Source organism: Colwellia sp. BRX8-5 (genome assembly GCF_014077325.1).
GTDB lineage: Bacteria > Pseudomonadota > Gammaproteobacteria > Enterobacterales > Alteromonadaceae > Colwellia_A.
Genome location: NZ_JACGVR010000045.1, coordinates 1 through 16,324, shown reverse-complemented (window position 1 = coordinate 16,324; position 16,324 = coordinate 1). Strand labels below are relative to the sequence as shown.

The 16,324-nt window shown below is 37.4% G+C and carries 10 protein-coding genes; 5 read left to right on the top strand and 5 right to left on the bottom strand.

What is annotated here, in order from left to right:
• Nucleotides 1-3 precede the first annotated feature (3 nt).
• The 3 genes from H4J62_RS18750 (at nt 4) to prsR (ending at nt 7,827) form a co-directional block, all read left to right on the top strand.
• On the top strand, nt 4-3,054 hold the full coding sequence (locus tag H4J62_RS18750) for an efflux RND transporter permease subunit (protein WP_182217912.1): 3,051 nt from the start codon (nt 4-6) through the stop codon (nt 3,052-3,054).
• Between the two features lie 27 nt (nt 3,055-3,081).
• Complete coding sequence (gene prsK / locus H4J62_RS18745) at nt 3,082-5,115, top strand: XrtA/PEP-CTERM system histidine kinase PrsK (RefSeq protein WP_182217910.1); 2,034 nt, start codon at nt 3,082-3,084, stop codon at nt 5,113-5,115.
• 1,359 nt (nt 5,116-6,474) lie between these two features.
• Nucleotides 6,475-7,827 carry a PEP-CTERM-box response regulator transcription factor gene (gene prsR / locus H4J62_RS18740; RefSeq protein ID WP_182217908.1) on the top strand — a complete coding sequence of 451 codons (1,353 nt, stop codon included), beginning with the start codon at nt 6,475-6,477 and terminating at the stop codon, nt 7,825-7,827.
• A 58-nt stretch (nt 7,828-7,885) separates the two neighbouring features.
• On the opposite strand, the gene H4J62_RS18735 is transcribed toward prsR, so the two are convergent.
• The 5 genes from H4J62_RS18735 to H4J62_RS18715 are packed head-to-tail and all read right to left on the bottom strand — an operon-like array spanning nt 7,886 to nt 13,712.
• Entirely contained in the window at nt 7,886-9,004 is a 1,119-nt protein-coding gene (locus H4J62_RS18735; protein WP_182217906.1) for an XrtA/PEP-CTERM system-associated ATPase, read from the bottom strand.
• 4 nt (nt 9,005-9,008) lie between these two features.
• A complete protein-coding gene (locus H4J62_RS18730) occupies nt 9,009-10,607 on the bottom strand; it encodes a TIGR03016 family PEP-CTERM system-associated outer membrane protein (RefSeq protein WP_182217905.1) in 1,599 nt (532 codons plus the stop codon).
• Nucleotides 10,573-11,445, bottom strand: a complete 873-nt coding sequence (locus H4J62_RS18725; protein WP_182217903.1) for an XrtA-associated tyrosine autokinase — start codon at nt 11,443-11,445, stop codon at nt 10,573-10,575. The genes H4J62_RS18730 and H4J62_RS18725 overlap by 35 nt, the downstream gene beginning before the upstream one ends.
• Nucleotides 11,442-13,040, bottom strand: a complete 1,599-nt coding sequence (locus tag H4J62_RS18720) for an XrtA system polysaccharide chain length determinant (protein ID WP_182217902.1) — start codon at nt 13,038-13,040, stop codon at nt 11,442-11,444. The genes H4J62_RS18725 and H4J62_RS18720 overlap by 4 nt, the downstream gene beginning before the upstream one ends.
• 48 nt (nt 13,041-13,088) lie before the next feature.
• Nucleotides 13,089-13,712 carry an XrtA/PEP-CTERM system exopolysaccharide export protein gene (locus tag H4J62_RS18715; protein ID WP_182217931.1) on the bottom strand — a complete coding sequence of 208 codons (624 nt, stop codon included), beginning with the start codon at nt 13,710-13,712 and terminating at the stop codon, nt 13,089-13,091.
• 239 nt (nt 13,713-13,951) lie between these two features.
• Here H4J62_RS18715 and H4J62_RS18710 point away from each other — a divergent pair, with 239 nt between their 5' ends.
• Both H4J62_RS18710 and H4J62_RS18705 read left to right on the top strand, forming a co-directional pair.
• Entirely contained in the window at nt 13,952-15,355 is a 1,404-nt protein-coding gene (locus H4J62_RS18710) for a TIGR03013 family XrtA/PEP-CTERM system glycosyltransferase (RefSeq protein WP_182217900.1), read from the top strand.
• 79 nt (nt 15,356-15,434) lie between these two features.
• The gene (locus H4J62_RS18705) at nt 15,435-16,271 is read left to right on the top strand and encodes an XrtA system polysaccharide deacetylase (protein ID WP_182231362.1); all 837 of its coding nucleotides are present in this window, start codon (nt 15,435-15,437) and stop codon (nt 16,269-16,271) included.
• Nucleotides 16,272-16,324: the final 53 nt, after the last annotated feature.

Genomic DNA, 16,324 nt, shown 5'->3' with positions numbered 1-16,324 from the left:
TTTATGCTACTACCTAAACTCGCCATAAAAAACGCTCAGTTTACCCTAACGATAGTGGTGCTATTAGTACTGGTTGGTATTGTTTCATACTTTCAAATGCCACGTTCAGAAGACCCGCAATTTGATATGCCCATCACCTTAATTGAAGTGATTTATCCTGGTGCCTCACCCGCAGATATTGAAACTTTAGTGATAAATCCACTTGAGGAAGAATTTTCTGATATAGAAAACATCAAAAAAATTGAATCTCAGGTCAAAAATGGTGGAGCTCGTATTGAAATTACCTTTTTATATGGCACAGACTCCGAAGCTGCTTTTAACAAAGTAAAGCAAGCCGTTTCATCGGTTAAACCGAGTTTACCTCAAGGTGTTCATGACTTACTTGTTTTAAAAGCAACACCCTCTGGTGTCGCTATTATGCAACTGGCACTGTGGAGTGAGCCGATTGATTATAAAGTTATGGAGTTTTACGCCAAACAGTTAGAAAAACGTTTAGAAGCGATTAACGACGTTCGAAAAGCGAATATTTGGGGATACCCTCAGCAAATTGTTGCGATTGACGTTAATTTAGCCTTGTTAAAGCATTACGGTTTATCTGTTACCGATATCAATGCAATTTTGCAAGGTCGTGCGGTAAATATTACCCCAGGTTATGTTGATGCAAGTTCAAGGCGCTTTAATGTAAAAGCCAGTGGGAATTTTGTGCAATTGGCCGAGTTAGGTGAAACGGTTATTCGCTCTGATGACAGTTTTATACTGCGTTTAAAAGATGTTGCGACAATTGAATTTTCTGGATTAGAGCCTAATTATTTAGCATATTATGACAATAAGCCGGTTATTTTTCTGACTGTTGAACAACGACCCGATACAAATATTTTTGCGTTAACTGAAAATATCGATAATGAAATAGCAAGTTTTACCGAAAGTTTACCTGACAACATGAATGTTGATGTGTTGTTTAAACAAGCGGATAGTGTTGAATCAAGAGTAAATGGTTTCTTTGATAACCTTTGGCAAGGACTAGTCTTAGTTGGCATTATGTCACTAATATTCTTAGGGTTACGTGAATCTTTAGTAGTCATCGCGGTGATTCCGTTGTCATTTTTAGTGGCAATAGGTTGGTTAGATTTTATTGGCTTCGGTTTACAACAAATGTCGATTGTTGGATTGATCATCGCATTAGGTTTGCTAGTTGATAATGCCATTGTTGTTACCGAGAGTATTCATCGCGAAAAGAAAAAAGTCACGCCTCTTAGTGACGCGGCAGCATCTGGTACAAGCAAAGTTGGCTGGGCAATAACCAGTGGCACTGTTACCACGATGTTAGCGTTTTTACCTATGCTTATGTTAGCGAGCAGTACCGGTGACTTTGTTCGTTCAATGCCTGTTACTGTGGTATTAGTGTTACTCGCCTCTTTGTTAATTGCACTAACGTTAACGCCACTGTTAGCGAGCCGATTTTTTGCAGCCAATACAGAGAAAAACACCTCTAAAATAAAGACTTTGCAGCATTATGTGAATATATTTGCCGAGCAGACTTATGCAAAATGGTTAAGTCGGTTTATCAATTTACGCTGGATTGTTATTGTTATTGCAGTTTTATGCTTAGTGGGCATGTTGTCATTATTTGGCAAGGTGGGCGTGAGTCTTTTCCCTAAAGCGGAAAAACCAATGATCATGCTTGATGTTGAAACACCACCTAATTCATCGTTAGCTTATACTGATAAAGTCATGCAAAAAATGACTAAAATCATCGAGAAAAATGATTTAGTAGAAAAAGTTGCTTTAAATGTTGGTAGTGCCAATCCTCGTATTTATTACAATCAAATTCCTAAACGTGGTGTGGCAACTTATGGTCAGGTTATTGTTGTATTGGCTGAATATGACGCGGTAAGAGTTTCTAGTTTTGTTAGTGAACTGCGTGAAGAGTTCGGTCAGTGGCAGGAAGCTAAAATTACGGTTAGTGAGTTTACTCAAGGTCCGGTTACTGACTTACCCATAAGCGTTAGGTTAATGGGTGAGTCACTGTCTGACTTAGAGCAGGTTGCTAATGATCTTGCCAATATGATGGCAAATACAAAAGGCATCATAAATATTGATAACCCAATTGGTGTTGCTAATACAGAGCTTCTGCTGGATATAAATTATGAAAAAGCAGGCTTAAGCAATATAGATATCAATACCCTTGATACTACTTTACAGACGATACTTTCTGGAACATCCGTAGGACAATTTAATGATGATAACGGTGAAAATTATCCTATTATTGTGCGTCGTAAAAATCCAGATATTGATGGTTTAGCTGATATTAATGTTACTAATCGATTAGGTGAAGCTATTCCGCTTAATCAATTTATTAGTACTAAACTGCAAAAAGGTCGCACTGAATTCTACCATTATCAAAAATTACGTATGGCAAAAGTATCCGCAGATGTAGATAAAAATTATACGGTAAGTGAGCTTACGGCTAACGTTATTGCGTACTTAGATGAGTATAAAATGCCAAATGGTGTTAGTTATAATTTGGGAGGAGAAGAAGAATCTCGTCAAGAAAATTTCTCTGGGCTCACTCAAATCATGCTTGTTACTGCTATTGGCATTTTCGCGGTGCTGGTCTTACAGTTTAAGTCATTTTTACAACCCATCGTAATTTTTACTTCAATTCCCTTTGCTATGGCAGGCTCGGTAATAGGTTTATATTTAACCGGACAATCATTTTCAATGATGGCATTTATTGGTTTAATTAGTCTGTTTGGGATAGTGGTCAATAATGCCATAATATTAATTGATACCACCAATCGAAACCTTGCAGAGTCAGCTAACTTAAAAGAAGCCATTATAACGGCTAGCGCAAGCCGTTTTACCCCAATATTATTAACAACGCTAACAACTATTGGTGGACTGTTGCCCTTAACTATTTTTGGTGGTGCGTTATGGCAGCCTTTAGGCACTGTTATTATTTCAGGCTTATGTGTATCGGCTATCGCGAGCTTTTTATTAGTACCGGTATTAACTGACGTATTTACTGAAGATAAAAAACAAAACAACGACTAAACAAAAACTCAACAAGAAGTTTATATTATGGATTCATTAGGTCTATTTGGTTATTCATTAGCTGGCATTGCATATTTAGTTTTTGCGCTACTGATTTTTGCTGCACGAAATAAGACAACGCTAGCTCGCTGGGTATTAGTTTCTGTATTAGTCACTGTTATTGCTAATGGGGTTGCGGCCTTACAAATAAAGTTAGGCTTTAGCTTGCAGTGGGCGATGCTGGCAGATGGCTTTAAAGTAGCTTGCTGGTCGTTATTAATTTTACTTTGTAACACAGAACAACGCTCTTTTCGGGCGGTTATTGCCAATTCACATATTCGTCAATATATCAAAATTTGGACCATATTAATGGTTGCTTGTTGGCTGGCAAGTGTCTTATTGAATTATTCCTATGAATATTTATTCCTACTTTTTATTGTGCTTAATTTATGGAGTTTAGTGCTACTAGAGCAGTTATACCGAAGTGCTGATTCACAAGTGCGCTGGGCTATTTGGCCGATGGTTATTGCATTAGCCAGCGTTGCGATTTTTGACTTTGTTTTATATGCACAAGCCACTATGGTTGACGGTATTGATTTTGATTTTTGGTTTAGTCGTGGCTTTATCTCTCTTATTGTTGTGCCTTTATTACTGATCAGTACTCGACGGATTCGTAATGGTGCGGTAAGAATTTTTGTTTCTCGACATGTTGTTTTTTATAGCTCAATGTTGATGATTGCCGGTATATATTTGTTGGTTATGGCCTTTGCTGGCTATGTTATTAACTACATAGGTGGAGAGTGGGGCAGCGTTGTTAGTATCGGTTTCCTAATGTTAAGTGCTTTAGTATTAGTCGCTTTATTTATTACCGAATCGTTGCGCCGGAAATTAAAAGTGTTTATAGCAAAAAACTTTTTTGCTAATAAATACGAATACCGCGATGAATGGTTAAACCTGATCGGAAAAATAGAAACCACCAATGCTGAAAGCTATTATCAAATGGCAACTCAAATAATGATGTCAAAAGTAAATGCTTATGCTGGCGCTATTTTGAAAAAAGTAACAGGTCAACGTTTTAGTGTTCAATATTCTGAAAAATTGCTTCTAGATGATGCCTTTAATCAGCAACTGGTCGAGTGCAGTCTTTTTTGTCAGCGCCAAGGTTGGATTATTGATGTTGAAGAATATCGCCAAACACCAACTGTTTATCCTGGCTTATCTCTGGACTTATCATTGTTCGATACCAAAAGTATCAGAATTATAGTCCCTATTTTTATTGGTAAAGCATTCTATGGGATGTTTATTTTAGCGGGAAAAAATCAAGTTAAGCAATTAAATTGGGAAGACAGAGACTTACTTTTCGCCATATCAAAACAGTTAGGAAATTTCGTTTCTTTACATGAAGCTAATGATAAATTAGCAGAATCAAAACAGTTTGATGCCTTTAACCGTATGTCCGCTTTTTTGGTGCATGATTTGAAAAATGTTCAAGCTCAGTTAGCACTTATTACCTCTAATGCAGAAAAACACCGGGATAACCCAGAGTTTATTGCTGATGTTTTTGAAACGGTAGAGTCAGCGACAGAACGCTTATCTAAAGTGCTTTCGCAATTACGTAATAAGCAAGCAGCTCAATCTAAAAGTGAGTTGGTTGATATCTCAGCAATCATTAACAGTGTAATAGAGCAGAGAAATATTGAGTTACCTAAGGTGACCTTTGATAAAATCAACCATTGCGAAATGGCTATTGATAATGAAACGTTTCATTCAGTGCTCAATCACTTGATACAGAATGCACAGGAAGCGACAAGCAAAGATGGCTGGGTTAAAGTAGAACTTACTCAGATAGAAAACCACATAGGCATTAAAATTTCTGATAATGGCTGCGGTATGTCGGCAGACTTTATTAATAATCGACTATTCAAACCTTTTGATACCACTAAAGGTAATGCGGGTATGGGCATTGGCGTCTTTGAAGCCAAGCAATTTGTTGAAGGTATTGCCGGAATAATTAAAGTCGAGAGTATTGAAAATAAAGGCACTGTTTTTATAATAGACTTACCAATAAATCCAAGTTTATAAATGATATATTACGGTGGAATACAGATCCTGAAATAAATTCAGGATGACGTTCATGGATTTAGGATGACGTACGCGGAATCAGGCAGGCGTGCGTGGACTTAGGACGATGTACCTGGATTCAGAGCGACGACAGGTAAAGTTGTTTTCCCCGTCATGCTGAACTCGTTTCAGTATCCGGGTTGAGATCCTGAAATAAATTCAGGATGACGTAAGTGGATTTAGGATGACTTTCATGGATTCAGGATGACTTTCATGGATTCAGGATGACGCTCGTGGATTCAGTATAACGTATGTGGTCTCATGACGGCGATAGGTAAGGTTGTTTTCCTCTGTCATGCTGAACTCGTTTCAGTATCTGGGCTGGGATCCTGAAATAAATTCAGGATGACGTTCATGAGTTCAAGATGACGTTTGTGGATTCAGGCTGACGTTCGTGGATTCAGAATGACATATGTTGTTTCAGAACGACGATAGGTAAGGTTTTTTCCGTCATGCTGAACTCGTTTCAGTATCTGGGTTAAGATCCTGAAATAAATTCAGGATGACGTTCATGAGTTCAGGCTGACGCTCGTGGATTCAGAATGACATATGTGGTTTCATGACGACGATAGGTAAGGTTGTTTTTCCCCGTCATGCTGAACTCGTTTCAGTATCTGGGCTGGGATCCTGAAACGAGTTCAGCATGACGTTCATGAGTTCAAGATGACGTTTGTGGATTCAGGCTGACGTTTGTGGATTCAGAATGACATATGTTGTTTCAGGACGACGATAGGTAAGGTTTTTTCCGTCATGCTGAACTCGTTTCAGTATCTGGGTTAAGAACCTGAAATAAATTCAGGATGACGTTTGTGGATTCAGGATAACGTTTGTGGTTTCAGAGTGACATTCGTGGATTCGGAATGACATATGTTGTTTCAGGACGACGATAGGTAAGGTTTTTTCCGTCATGCTGAACTCGTTTCAGTATCTGGGTTAAGATCCTGAAATAAATTCAGGATGACGTTCATGAGTTCAGGCTGACGCTCGTGGATTCGGAATGACATATGTTGTTTCAGGACGACGATAGGTAAGGTTTTTTCCGTCATGCTGAACTCGTTTCAGTATCTGGGTTAAGATCCTGAAATAAATTCAGGATGACGTTCGTGGTTTCAGGATAACGTACGTGAGTTCAGGATGACGATTGTGGATTCAGGCTGACGATAGGTCAGGTTTTTTCCCGTCATGCTGAACTTGTTTCAGTATCTGGGTTGAGATCCTGAAATAAATTCAGGATGACGTACGTAGATTGAGTACGGCGTTCATGAATTCAGGATCACGCGCTCAAATAAAGCGTATACATAATAAAAGGGTTTTAGTCGTATGGAAAAGTTACTGATCATTGATGATGATAAAGGAATACAAAAGCAACTTAAGTGGAGCTTATCTGATTATGAGGCTGTATTAGCTGGAGATCGTGAAAGTGCTATTGCTGCAGTACGTCGCTTTGAACCCAAAGTTGTTACGCTTGATTTAGGTTTGCCGCCAGATGAAGCTAATGCTACTGAAGGTCTAGCGGCATTACAGGAAATTTTGACCATAGCGCCTCATACTAAGGTGATAGTGATCACCGGCAATGATGATCGTACTAATGCGTTAAAAGCTATTTCGGCGGGTGCCTACGACTTTTATCAAAAGCCAATAGATGCTGATGTGATCAATGTCATTATTGCTCGGGCTTTTAGTGTTTCGGCAATTGAAGACGAAAACCGTAAGATGCGTCAAGTTGCGGGTAGTGATATTGGCATTATTGGTAACAGTGAAGCTATTGACCGTCTCCGCATGATGGTAAAGCGTATTGCGCCAACACAAATAACAGCCTTATTACTGGGCGAAAGCGGCACAGGTAAAGAAGTAACCGCCAATGCTGTGCATATTGCCAGTGAGCGCAGTAATAAGCCCTTTGTTGCCATTAACTGTGCTTCTATCCCTGAAAACTTATTAGAAAGTGAATTATTTGGTTTTGAAAAAGGAGCTTTTACCGGGGCTCATCGTGCGACTAAAGGCAAAATAGAGTGTGCAGAAGGCGGTACATTATTTCTTGATGAAATTGGTGATATGCCCTTTAGCTTGCAAGCAAAACTATTACGCTTCTTACAAGAAAAAACGATTGAACGCCTTGGTGGTCGACAAGAAATTAATGTTGATGTTCGAGTCGTTTGTGCAACCAATCAAAACTTAGAACAAATGGTTAAAGATAAAACTTTCCGTGAAGACCTATTTTATCGCGTTAGTGAAATAACCTTAAATATACCCCCACTTCGTGACCGAGATGAAGACGTATTAATTCTGGCTCAATATTTTTTACAGATGTACGCACTTGAATATAAACGTAATGTAAAAAGTTTTTCAGAAGACGGTTTAAGTGCTATTAAGGCTCATAAATGGCCGGGTAATATTCGTGAGTTACAAAATAAAGTAAAAAGTTCGGTAATTATGACGACTGGCACACAAGTGACTGCCTTTGACTTAGGTTTTTTTGATCATACGAGTACTGAACTTGGGCTGTCTTTGAATTTGCGTTCGGTGCGAGAAAAAGCAGAGTCACTGGCTATTCAAAAAGCTTATGCGTTAGCCGAAGGCAATATGTCAAAAGCTGCAGAATTACTGGGTGTTACTAGACCAACATTGTATTCATTAATTGAAAAATATGGCCTAACAATTAACGAAACCTAGCTGATGTGAAGATATGGAGAAGGTTTTGTTATAAAATCTTCTCCACTAATTAATGATGTTAACTCTTATCGTTTTCACTACTTCGTTCAGAATTAGTATCGGCAATTGTATCAGCCGTTAGCTCTGAGTTAGCTTCAATACTTTCATCGATATTACTTTCAGCATATAAACGACTCTTCTGCTTAAGGAGTTTATCAACATAACGCGCCATTTTAATTTTCTGCTTAATCGACGACTCTAATATCTCTTCTACTTCTCTTAATATTTCTTTCATGTTTTCAACATTCTCAGTTGAATTCACGATGAGCTGTGCGCTTGCCTGGCTAGGTTCATTACTGGCTAATTGTACTTTATGAAGTGAACCGGTTAACTCTACTTGCATCTCTAACGCGACTTCGTTAATTGCGTCAACATCAATACAAGTCAGCTCTTCTAAAAACCCAAACAATAATAAACGGTCAACAAAAATATTGATTTTTCTTGGAACGCCTAACGTTTTTTCATGAATAACATTAAAGCCTTCATCTGAGAAGAGTGCCTCTTTAATACAACCCGCTTGCTGCAATCTATGATTAATGTATTCTTTAACTTCGTCACTTGTTAGTGGCTTTAAATGCGCAGATGCAATAATACGTTGACGAAATTGCTCCATATTAGGCGCTTGAATAATATCTTTAAGCTCTTCTTGTCCGAGAAGAAAACTTTGTATTAATGGCTTATTATCCAGTTGAAAATTAGATAACATGCGAAGTTCTTCAACCGTTTCTATCGGTAAATTTTGTGCTTCATCAACAATCAACAAAGCGCGCTTACCTTGGCGATTCAAATCAATAAGAAACTGTTCAATTGACTGTAGTAACTCAGCTTTGCTTTTACCTTTAACCGAGATCTTAAATTCAAAAGCAACAAGTTCAAGTAATTCCTGCGGGTCGAGCTTAGTCGTGACAAGTTGAGCGGCAACAATTGAATCGTCAGCAATATTGTTTAAAAGGTTACGCGCTATTGTTGTTTTACCCGTGCCTATAGGCCCAGTAACTACAATAAAACCTTCGCCTTGATCTAAGCCATATTGTAAATAAGACATTGCTCTTTGGTGGTTGCTTGACGCGAAAAAGAAACGTGGGTCGGGACTTAACTGAAAAGGACGCTCTTTAAAACCATAATAATTTTCGTACATACTGCTAAAAACCTTTACTGAATTTGAGGGTGATTCTGTCTTCCTCATAATTGAATGATTGCGTCGTAGAACTGCGGTTAAGATGGCTTACACCTAATTTAACGGTCAGTTTACTATTTAAGGATTTGTCATACTCAAGACTATAACGTCGGTAGCGATCTTGACGGCCATTATCTTGTGCAAGTAAATAGTGGGTGTCAGTATATTCAAGTATGAGATTTATATTTGATTTACCACTCACTTTGCGTTTAATCGCAAACGATGCCTTTTTATTTTCATCTTGGGTACGGGTATTTAAATTTTCGCGGGTCAATTTTGATAGCTCAACGCTGAAAGTGGTTCGCGGTAGTGCTAATTCCGAAGACCACTGTAACTCTTTGTTTAATGAAAGGCCCAAATCTTCCACTAAAACAAAATCATTTAAGTTAACTAGCTGATAATTATCAAAATCGATATTATCATTATTATTGACAAAACAGGTTGAAGAGTCAGCTATATCACCTTGTGGGCACCAAAAGCTACCTAAGGCGACACTTTCATAATTATTACGGGTAAATGCTTGAACCTCTTCGACATAAGTAATGGTATTGGTTAAACGCTTGTTTTTATGTACAAAGTCAAACCCATAACTTTCTCCGTAAAAGCGTTGGCCGTAATCAACTATTAAGGTTGTTCTTTGACTAGGCTCCCAGCGAATTGTGGCCGCAGCATAGTCTTGTTGTTCTTTACCATCGAGGTCTAATTGAGTACCAGTAGGTGTGTTATAAGATAGGTCTAATAGGAGCCTAGGACTTATTAACCAGCGTAAGCCGCCACCATAAGAGTCTGACTCAAGTGATGAACTATTATCAACAAGATCACCTTCATTAGTTTCATCATAATATCGTATAAACGGGGTTATCTTATAACCCGTAATCAAACCGATTTTAACTTCGCCTTTGAATAACTGTCCGTCTCGGCCTTGATTAGTCGCATTAGAATATTCAGATGACGCATCCCAATATACATTTCGTGCAGCAGAGCCATTTTCACTCAAAAACTTTACCGCATAGCCTTCTCGTTCACCTATACCGTCCTGTGATTTAGTTGTTTGGTATTGAATTCCCGAAGCAACAATAAAATCACTATTATTAATCGTGTATTGTAAACCACCCGAATAATTTTCAACTCTAATGGTGTCACCAGAAACAATATCTGCAAGCGCATTACGGGAATTATTACGTGCTTGGTTTGATATTGCAGCACTACCGATTAAAGCAAGTCCTTTAGGACCTAACTTTAAGCGAAAAGAACTGTCCAAGGTATGATAGTCATCATCGGTATCATGGTCATGGGTGTACATTGCATAAAGACTTTTTGCATCAAAGGTAAAATCTAATTTTTTTGATGAAAACAGTGTACTTAATTCAACACCTGTTTGACTAACTAAACTTGCTGTTGTGTCGTTAACAGATAAATTAACATTATCAGTATAGGTTTCATCAATAATCAACTGTGGTGTAAACTGCCATTCCCCTGCGAAAGTATTTGCAGATAAAATGGCAAAGATTACTGCAGCTAATACTGTCTTATTTAGTGCCGTATCCATAACCATAATAGCCATACATATCCTTGTGAGATCTGATTGCTTTGTTTAGCACTAAACCCAGTGCTAAATCTTCGTTGAGGTTTTCTGTCGCTTTTTCAATATCTGCTAAGAGCGTTTTTGATTCTTCAACTACGACCAGCGCTTGGCCCATTAAGTTGGCTAAGACCATCGTTTCTGTAACGCCAATTAACGGTGGACAGTCAAATATTACAATACGGTCAGGGTAGCGCTCTGCAAGTTCTTTAGCTAAAGACTCCATACGGTCACTGGCGAGTAATTCATTAGAAAGATGATGAGGTTCACCTGCAGGTATTATTTTAAGCTTATCAATATTGGTACTGTAAATTATTTCAGAAATATCGTGCTTCTCACCTAGTAAGTATTCAATCAAGCCAGGGACTTGCTTAAAACCTAATTCTCTATTTATGCTTGGGCGTAGAACATCGGCGTCAATTAATAACACTGTTTTATCTTGTTCTAAAGCAATACTGAGCGCAAGGTTGATTGAGATAAAAGTTTTGCCTTCATTCGGCTTAGAGCTACTTATCATAACCAAATTACTGTTTTTAAGCGTTTTAGAGCCAGAGCCAAAGGCATTATTTAAGAGCTTACGTTTAATTTGACGAAACTCATCTTTAATACTTTTTCTGGTACCGTTATCAATTAAAAAACCACGACTTTCAAGATCATTCTTATTAAGCACTAAAACATCATTATTTTCAGAATTTACTGGAGCTGTCGAGCTATCAACTGTTTTAGTTGGTTTATCAATCGTTACATTGTCAGTAACAACCGGTGTTTTGTCTTGTTGAGCCATCTTTTGTTTAGCTAGTGCTTTTTCTATGGTACTCATAAATTAAAAATCCTATGTATTGGCGCTTGTATTGCATCCGGAAATAACGAATAAGCGATAAAAAAGCATAATATTAAAATTAATAAGCTGTTAGAGACAAAAAACAGTATCGTTTTGCGTTTATCTTTACTTTGTAGACCTATATTTTCAGTAGCTGAAACAATACCAAAAATAGGAATGCCCGTTGCCCGAGCTACTTGACTGCCTGAAGTTACAATAGGGTTAATTTGGCTGAATAAAAATGAAAGTCCTAAACCAACACCAACGCCCAAAAAGGTTACCACAACATAAAAAAGCATACGTTTTGGTCCCGCGGGTTTTAAAGGTACTCGGGGCGGATCAATAACCTTGAAATTTATTTTACTGGTCGTTTCATCAGCGGACTGACCAATTTGAGCTTTTTCTCTACGTTCAAGTAAGGTTTCGTATTGCTTTTTAGTGATTTCGTATCCGCGATCAAGCGCTACTAATTCAGCTTCAATTTCAGGCAGGGTATGAATTTTGTTTTCAAGTTCTTTAACTACATTTCTATAATTATTTGCTCTTACTTCCATAGAGGCAACTTGACCTTCAAGTTGGTTTACTTGAATTTGAATATCTTGTATTACCGGGTTCTGGCTTATTGGCGTGTAGTCATTACCTGCCTCATTACTGCTTGTTAGATACTGTTCAATTTCATCATCTCTTTTCTTTGATAAGTGCTCAAGGCGACGTTGAACTTCTTTCACATCCGGATGTTGCTCGGTATACCTAAGCTGAAGTGAATCTAATTGTCCTTCTAACTCAGCAATACGATCATCAAAAGTAGTTTTTATGCTGTTCGAATCAACAATATTATTTTGTTGATTAGATTCTGACGTTGAAGATTGTGTCAATTTAGCTTTTGATTCAGCTAATTGTGTTTTTGTTTCTAGCAAAATCAGTTCAATAGTTTTTAATTGTTCTTTTGAGTTATTTAGCTTTTGGTAATAACCACCGTACTGGTTAGGCAGCACTTCACTATATTTTTGTTTGAAATTAGTTAAACGTGCTTCAGCTTTTAATAGACGATTCTCGTATTCATTAATTTGACTGTCGATAAACTTTTGAGCAGAATCCGAATCTTTACGGTTATCACCACGAGTATTTTCAATAAAAACAGTCAATACTGATTGCACAACATCACGAGCCATTGTGGGGTTTTGATCAGTAAACTTTATATTAAAAATATTTTGTATATTTCCACCTGTTTTATTTATGGAAATACCGTTTTTTAAACGTTTAATTAAATTATCAAATTCTTGTGGTGTATTCGCTTGAACATCTAAGTCAGTCATTCTCGCAATACGCTCTAAGTTGGGGCGGCTTAGCAAGGTTGATACCATTTGACGAATTTGTAAATCTGGATTAGTTTCAACCGTCATTCCCCTAAGTAAAGGGCTAAGAATAGACTGAGTATCGGCAAATACACGTGCTTCTGATTCATAGGTGTCTTGTAGTTGTGAAACAACTAACCAACCTAAAGGGCATATGAGCCAAGTAGCTATCATAAGATATCGTCGTTTTATCCAGATACCTTTTAAATAGTCTAAAATTTGTTCGAGTACTTCTTGCATTCTTGACCTCTAAAACGGGGAAACAATAAAATAATTTTTAGTTAAATGTTAAAACCAAGTTTCTGGGATTACAATAATATCGCCGGGTAAAACATCAACGTTGGCACCGATTTCACCATTTTTAATTAAATCTTCAATATAAATTTCGTACTGTTTCTGTTTGCCATTTTCAACACGCACTAAAACCGCGTCATTACCATCAGCAAATTCAGTTAAGCCACCCACTTGAATCATTACATCAAGTAGTGTCATTTGTTGTATGTAGTTAATTGATTTAGGCTCTGAAGCTTCACCTATAACGCGAATTTGTTCACTAAACGGGCCCACAAAATTATTAACAGTGACAGTAACTACTGGCTCTCGTAAGTAAGTCGCTAAAATTTCTTCAATGGTACGGGCAAGTTCCGTTGGCGTTTTACCTGATACAGGGATATCTTCAACTAAAGAGGTGGTTATCATACCGTCAGGTCTGACAACAAATGTGCCGGAAACTTCAGGATTACGCCATACAAATATATTAACGACATCGCCTGCACCGATAAGATACTTATAAGAGTTAACATCAATCGTAGTAGATTGATGAACGGTTGCAGGGGGTAATGTTAATGTTCCACAACCTGAAATAATAAAGGCTAAAATTAATAGTGTTGCCGTTTTAAATTGACCGAACATATACTTTTCCATGGTTCTAACCTTCTTTATAGATCGAATTTATTAGATTAATACTAAGTTATCAGATTGTATGTGATTTTTACAACGGTTGCACAACATTTAATAAGTGTAAAACATTTGTAATTTTTGTTACCATCTCATTTGATTATATTTATTGGACTTCTAAGTCAACGGGCTATACTGAAAACCACGAATGAGTGAGTTGATTTTTATGCCATCAAAGGGAATAATTATTTAATATGTCTAGCCCAAAGTTTCGAGATCTATCCTCAGGTAGTAAATCTTTAGTTATTATCGAGCTGATTTTTTTTGCTGGTTCGTTGTTACTAACTGTCTATTTAAATAGTGTGTTTTTATTTGTTGAACACCAAAAAATCCCTACTAATTTACTAGTTATTTGCGCGATTGTTTTCGCTCTAATGGTACAACTATCGTTATTAGCTCTAGGTTTATATAATTCGAAGCTGCGTGAAAATTATCGTGGTATTGTCAGGCGCTTGCTTGTTTCAGTAGCGATTGGCTTCTTTATTGTCACCTTAATTAATCCCTTATATGGTCAACACGCTTTAAAAATTGAATTACTTGCACTGGCGGCATTATTTAGTCTTATTATTGATAGTGCTTTTCGTTATTTTACCCTGCAAGTTGACTTTTTTGGTTTCAGTAAAAGAGTGGTATTAGTGCTTGGCGCCGGTGATCGAGCCTCTATTATCGAAAAACGTATGCGTCGAGATGTCGACAGGCAAGGGTTTTATATGCACGGCTTTGTTATTATGCCAGGTGATACGGAAACAGGCATAGTAAACGAAAATCGTATTGCATTAGACGGTTCTCTGGTTAATTATGCACTAGAGCATGGTATCGACGAAATTGTTGTTGCTAGTGATGAACGTCGTGATAATTTACCGGTTGATGAACTTTTTGCCTGTAAAATACGTGGCGTAGAAATTACCGAAATTCTCGATTTTATCGAGCGTGAAACAGGCCAAATTGCCGTAAACCTTATTTATCCAAGTTGGGTGATCTATTCAAATGGTTTTGCTTCAGGCAACCATTTACGCAATACCTTAGATTGGGTTTTTAACGCGGCTATTGCTATTGCTTTAACCTTAGTTACTTGGCCAGTTATGCTAATAACAGCCATTCTTATTAAATTAGACGAAGGCATGAAAGCCCCTATTTTTTATTTGCAAGAGCGCGTTGGCTTAGACGGACAAGCTTTTAATATTTATAAATTTAGAAGTATGCGAATCGATGCAGAGAAAAATGGTGCTCAAATGGCCTCTGAAAATGATGATCGCACCACGAGTATTGGTAAATTTATTCGTAAATACCGTGTCGACGAACTACCACAAATACTCAATGTAATACGTGGAGATATGGGCTTTGTTGGCCCGCGTCCTGAACGTCCTGAATTTGTTCAGCAGCTTATTAAAAACTTACCTTACTACAACGAACGTCATAATGTTAAGCCAGGCTTAACAGGCTGGGCACAATTAAAGTACCCTTATGGTTCAACAGAAGAAGATTCATTAGAGAAGCTTAAATATGACTTGTATTACATAAAGCACCGTAGCTTTATGTTGGACTTATTAATTTTAATTAGAACCGTTGAAATTGTTTTGTTTGGTAAAGGAAGATAAATAAAATGCTCTCTCTACTTGCTGTGAGTAATATTATATTGGAACAAGGGTTATATTTGTGAGCCAAATTATTAATGCGATGACAGTCGATGTTGAAGACTACTTTCACGTATCTGCGTTTGAAAATACTATTGCTAAAACCGATTGGGAAAAAACGCCCTTACGTGTTGAACATAATACTTATCGGTTACTTGAATTATTTGAAAAACATAATGTAAAAAGTACTTTTTTTACATTAGGTTGGGTCGCAGAACGTTGCCCTAATTTAATTAAAGCGATAGTTGACCAAGGACATGAGTTAGCAAGTCACGGATATGCACATCAGCGCATTACTGAAATGAGTAAAGACGATTTTGTTACTGATGTTGTAAAAAGTAAAAATATTTTAGAGCAATTGTCTGGCACGGAAGTTATAGGTTATCGTGCGCCCAGTTTTTCACTTAATGATACTAATACATGGGTTTATGAAAAATTAATTGAATTAGGCTTCCAATATAGCTCGAGTACTTATCCCATTCAACACGACTTATATGGGGTGCCGAATTGGCCTCGCTTTATACATGAACGTTCAGAAAGCTTTGATGAGCAAAAAATAATTGAAATACCCATACCAACCCTGCGTAAGAATAATATCAATACAGGTATTGGTGGTGGCGGTTATTTTCGTTTATATCCATATTGGCTTTCTAAGAAACGTATTGATACATTCCACCAACAGGAACAAAAACCTTACAGCTTTTATTTTCATCCTTGGGAGATAGACCCTGACCAACCGAGGGTGAAAGACGCACCACTAAAATCAAAGTTCAGACATTATATTAATTTATCTAGAATGGAAGGTAAGTTAGAGCGACTTTTAAAAGATTATAAGTGGAATACCATGAAGAGTGTTTATTTAGATAACGACGTTAAATGATACGTGCTTATGCTTATGCTTATGCTTATGCTTATACTATTGCTATTGCTATT

Excerpts from the sequence above, each read along its gene's own strand:
- H4J62_RS18725 (WP_182217903.1), bottom strand. The coding sequence starts at position 11,445 with ATGAGTACCATAGAAAAAGCACTAGCTAAACAAAAGATGGCTCAACAA.
- prsK (WP_182217910.1), top strand. The coding sequence starts at position 3,082 with ATGGATTCATTAGGTCTATTTGGTTATTCATTAGCTGGCATTGCATAT.
- H4J62_RS18730 (WP_182217905.1), bottom strand. The coding sequence starts at position 10,607 with ATGGCTATTATGGTTATGGATACGGCACTAAATAAGACAGTATTAGCT.
- H4J62_RS18715 (WP_182217931.1), bottom strand. The coding sequence starts at position 13,712 with ATGTTCGGTCAATTTAAAACGGCAACACTATTAATTTTAGCCTTTATT.
- H4J62_RS18710 (WP_182217900.1), top strand. The coding sequence starts at position 13,952 with ATGTCTAGCCCAAAGTTTCGAGATCTATCCTCAGGTAGTAAATCTTTA.
- H4J62_RS18705 (WP_182231362.1), top strand. The coding sequence starts at position 15,435 with ATGACAGTCGATGTTGAAGACTACTTTCACGTATCTGCGTTTGAAAAT.
- H4J62_RS18720 (WP_182217902.1), bottom strand. The coding sequence starts at position 13,040 with ATGCAAGAAGTACTCGAACAAATTTTAGACTATTTAAAAGGTATCTGG.
- prsR (WP_182217908.1), top strand. The coding sequence starts at position 6,475 with ATGGAAAAGTTACTGATCATTGATGATGATAAAGGAATACAAAAGCAA.
- H4J62_RS18750 (WP_182217912.1), top strand. The coding sequence starts at position 4 with ATGCTACTACCTAAACTCGCCATAAAAAACGCTCAGTTTACCCTAACG.
- H4J62_RS18735 (WP_182217906.1), bottom strand. The coding sequence starts at position 9,004 with ATGTACGAAAATTATTATGGTTTTAAAGAGCGTCCTTTTCAGTTAAGT.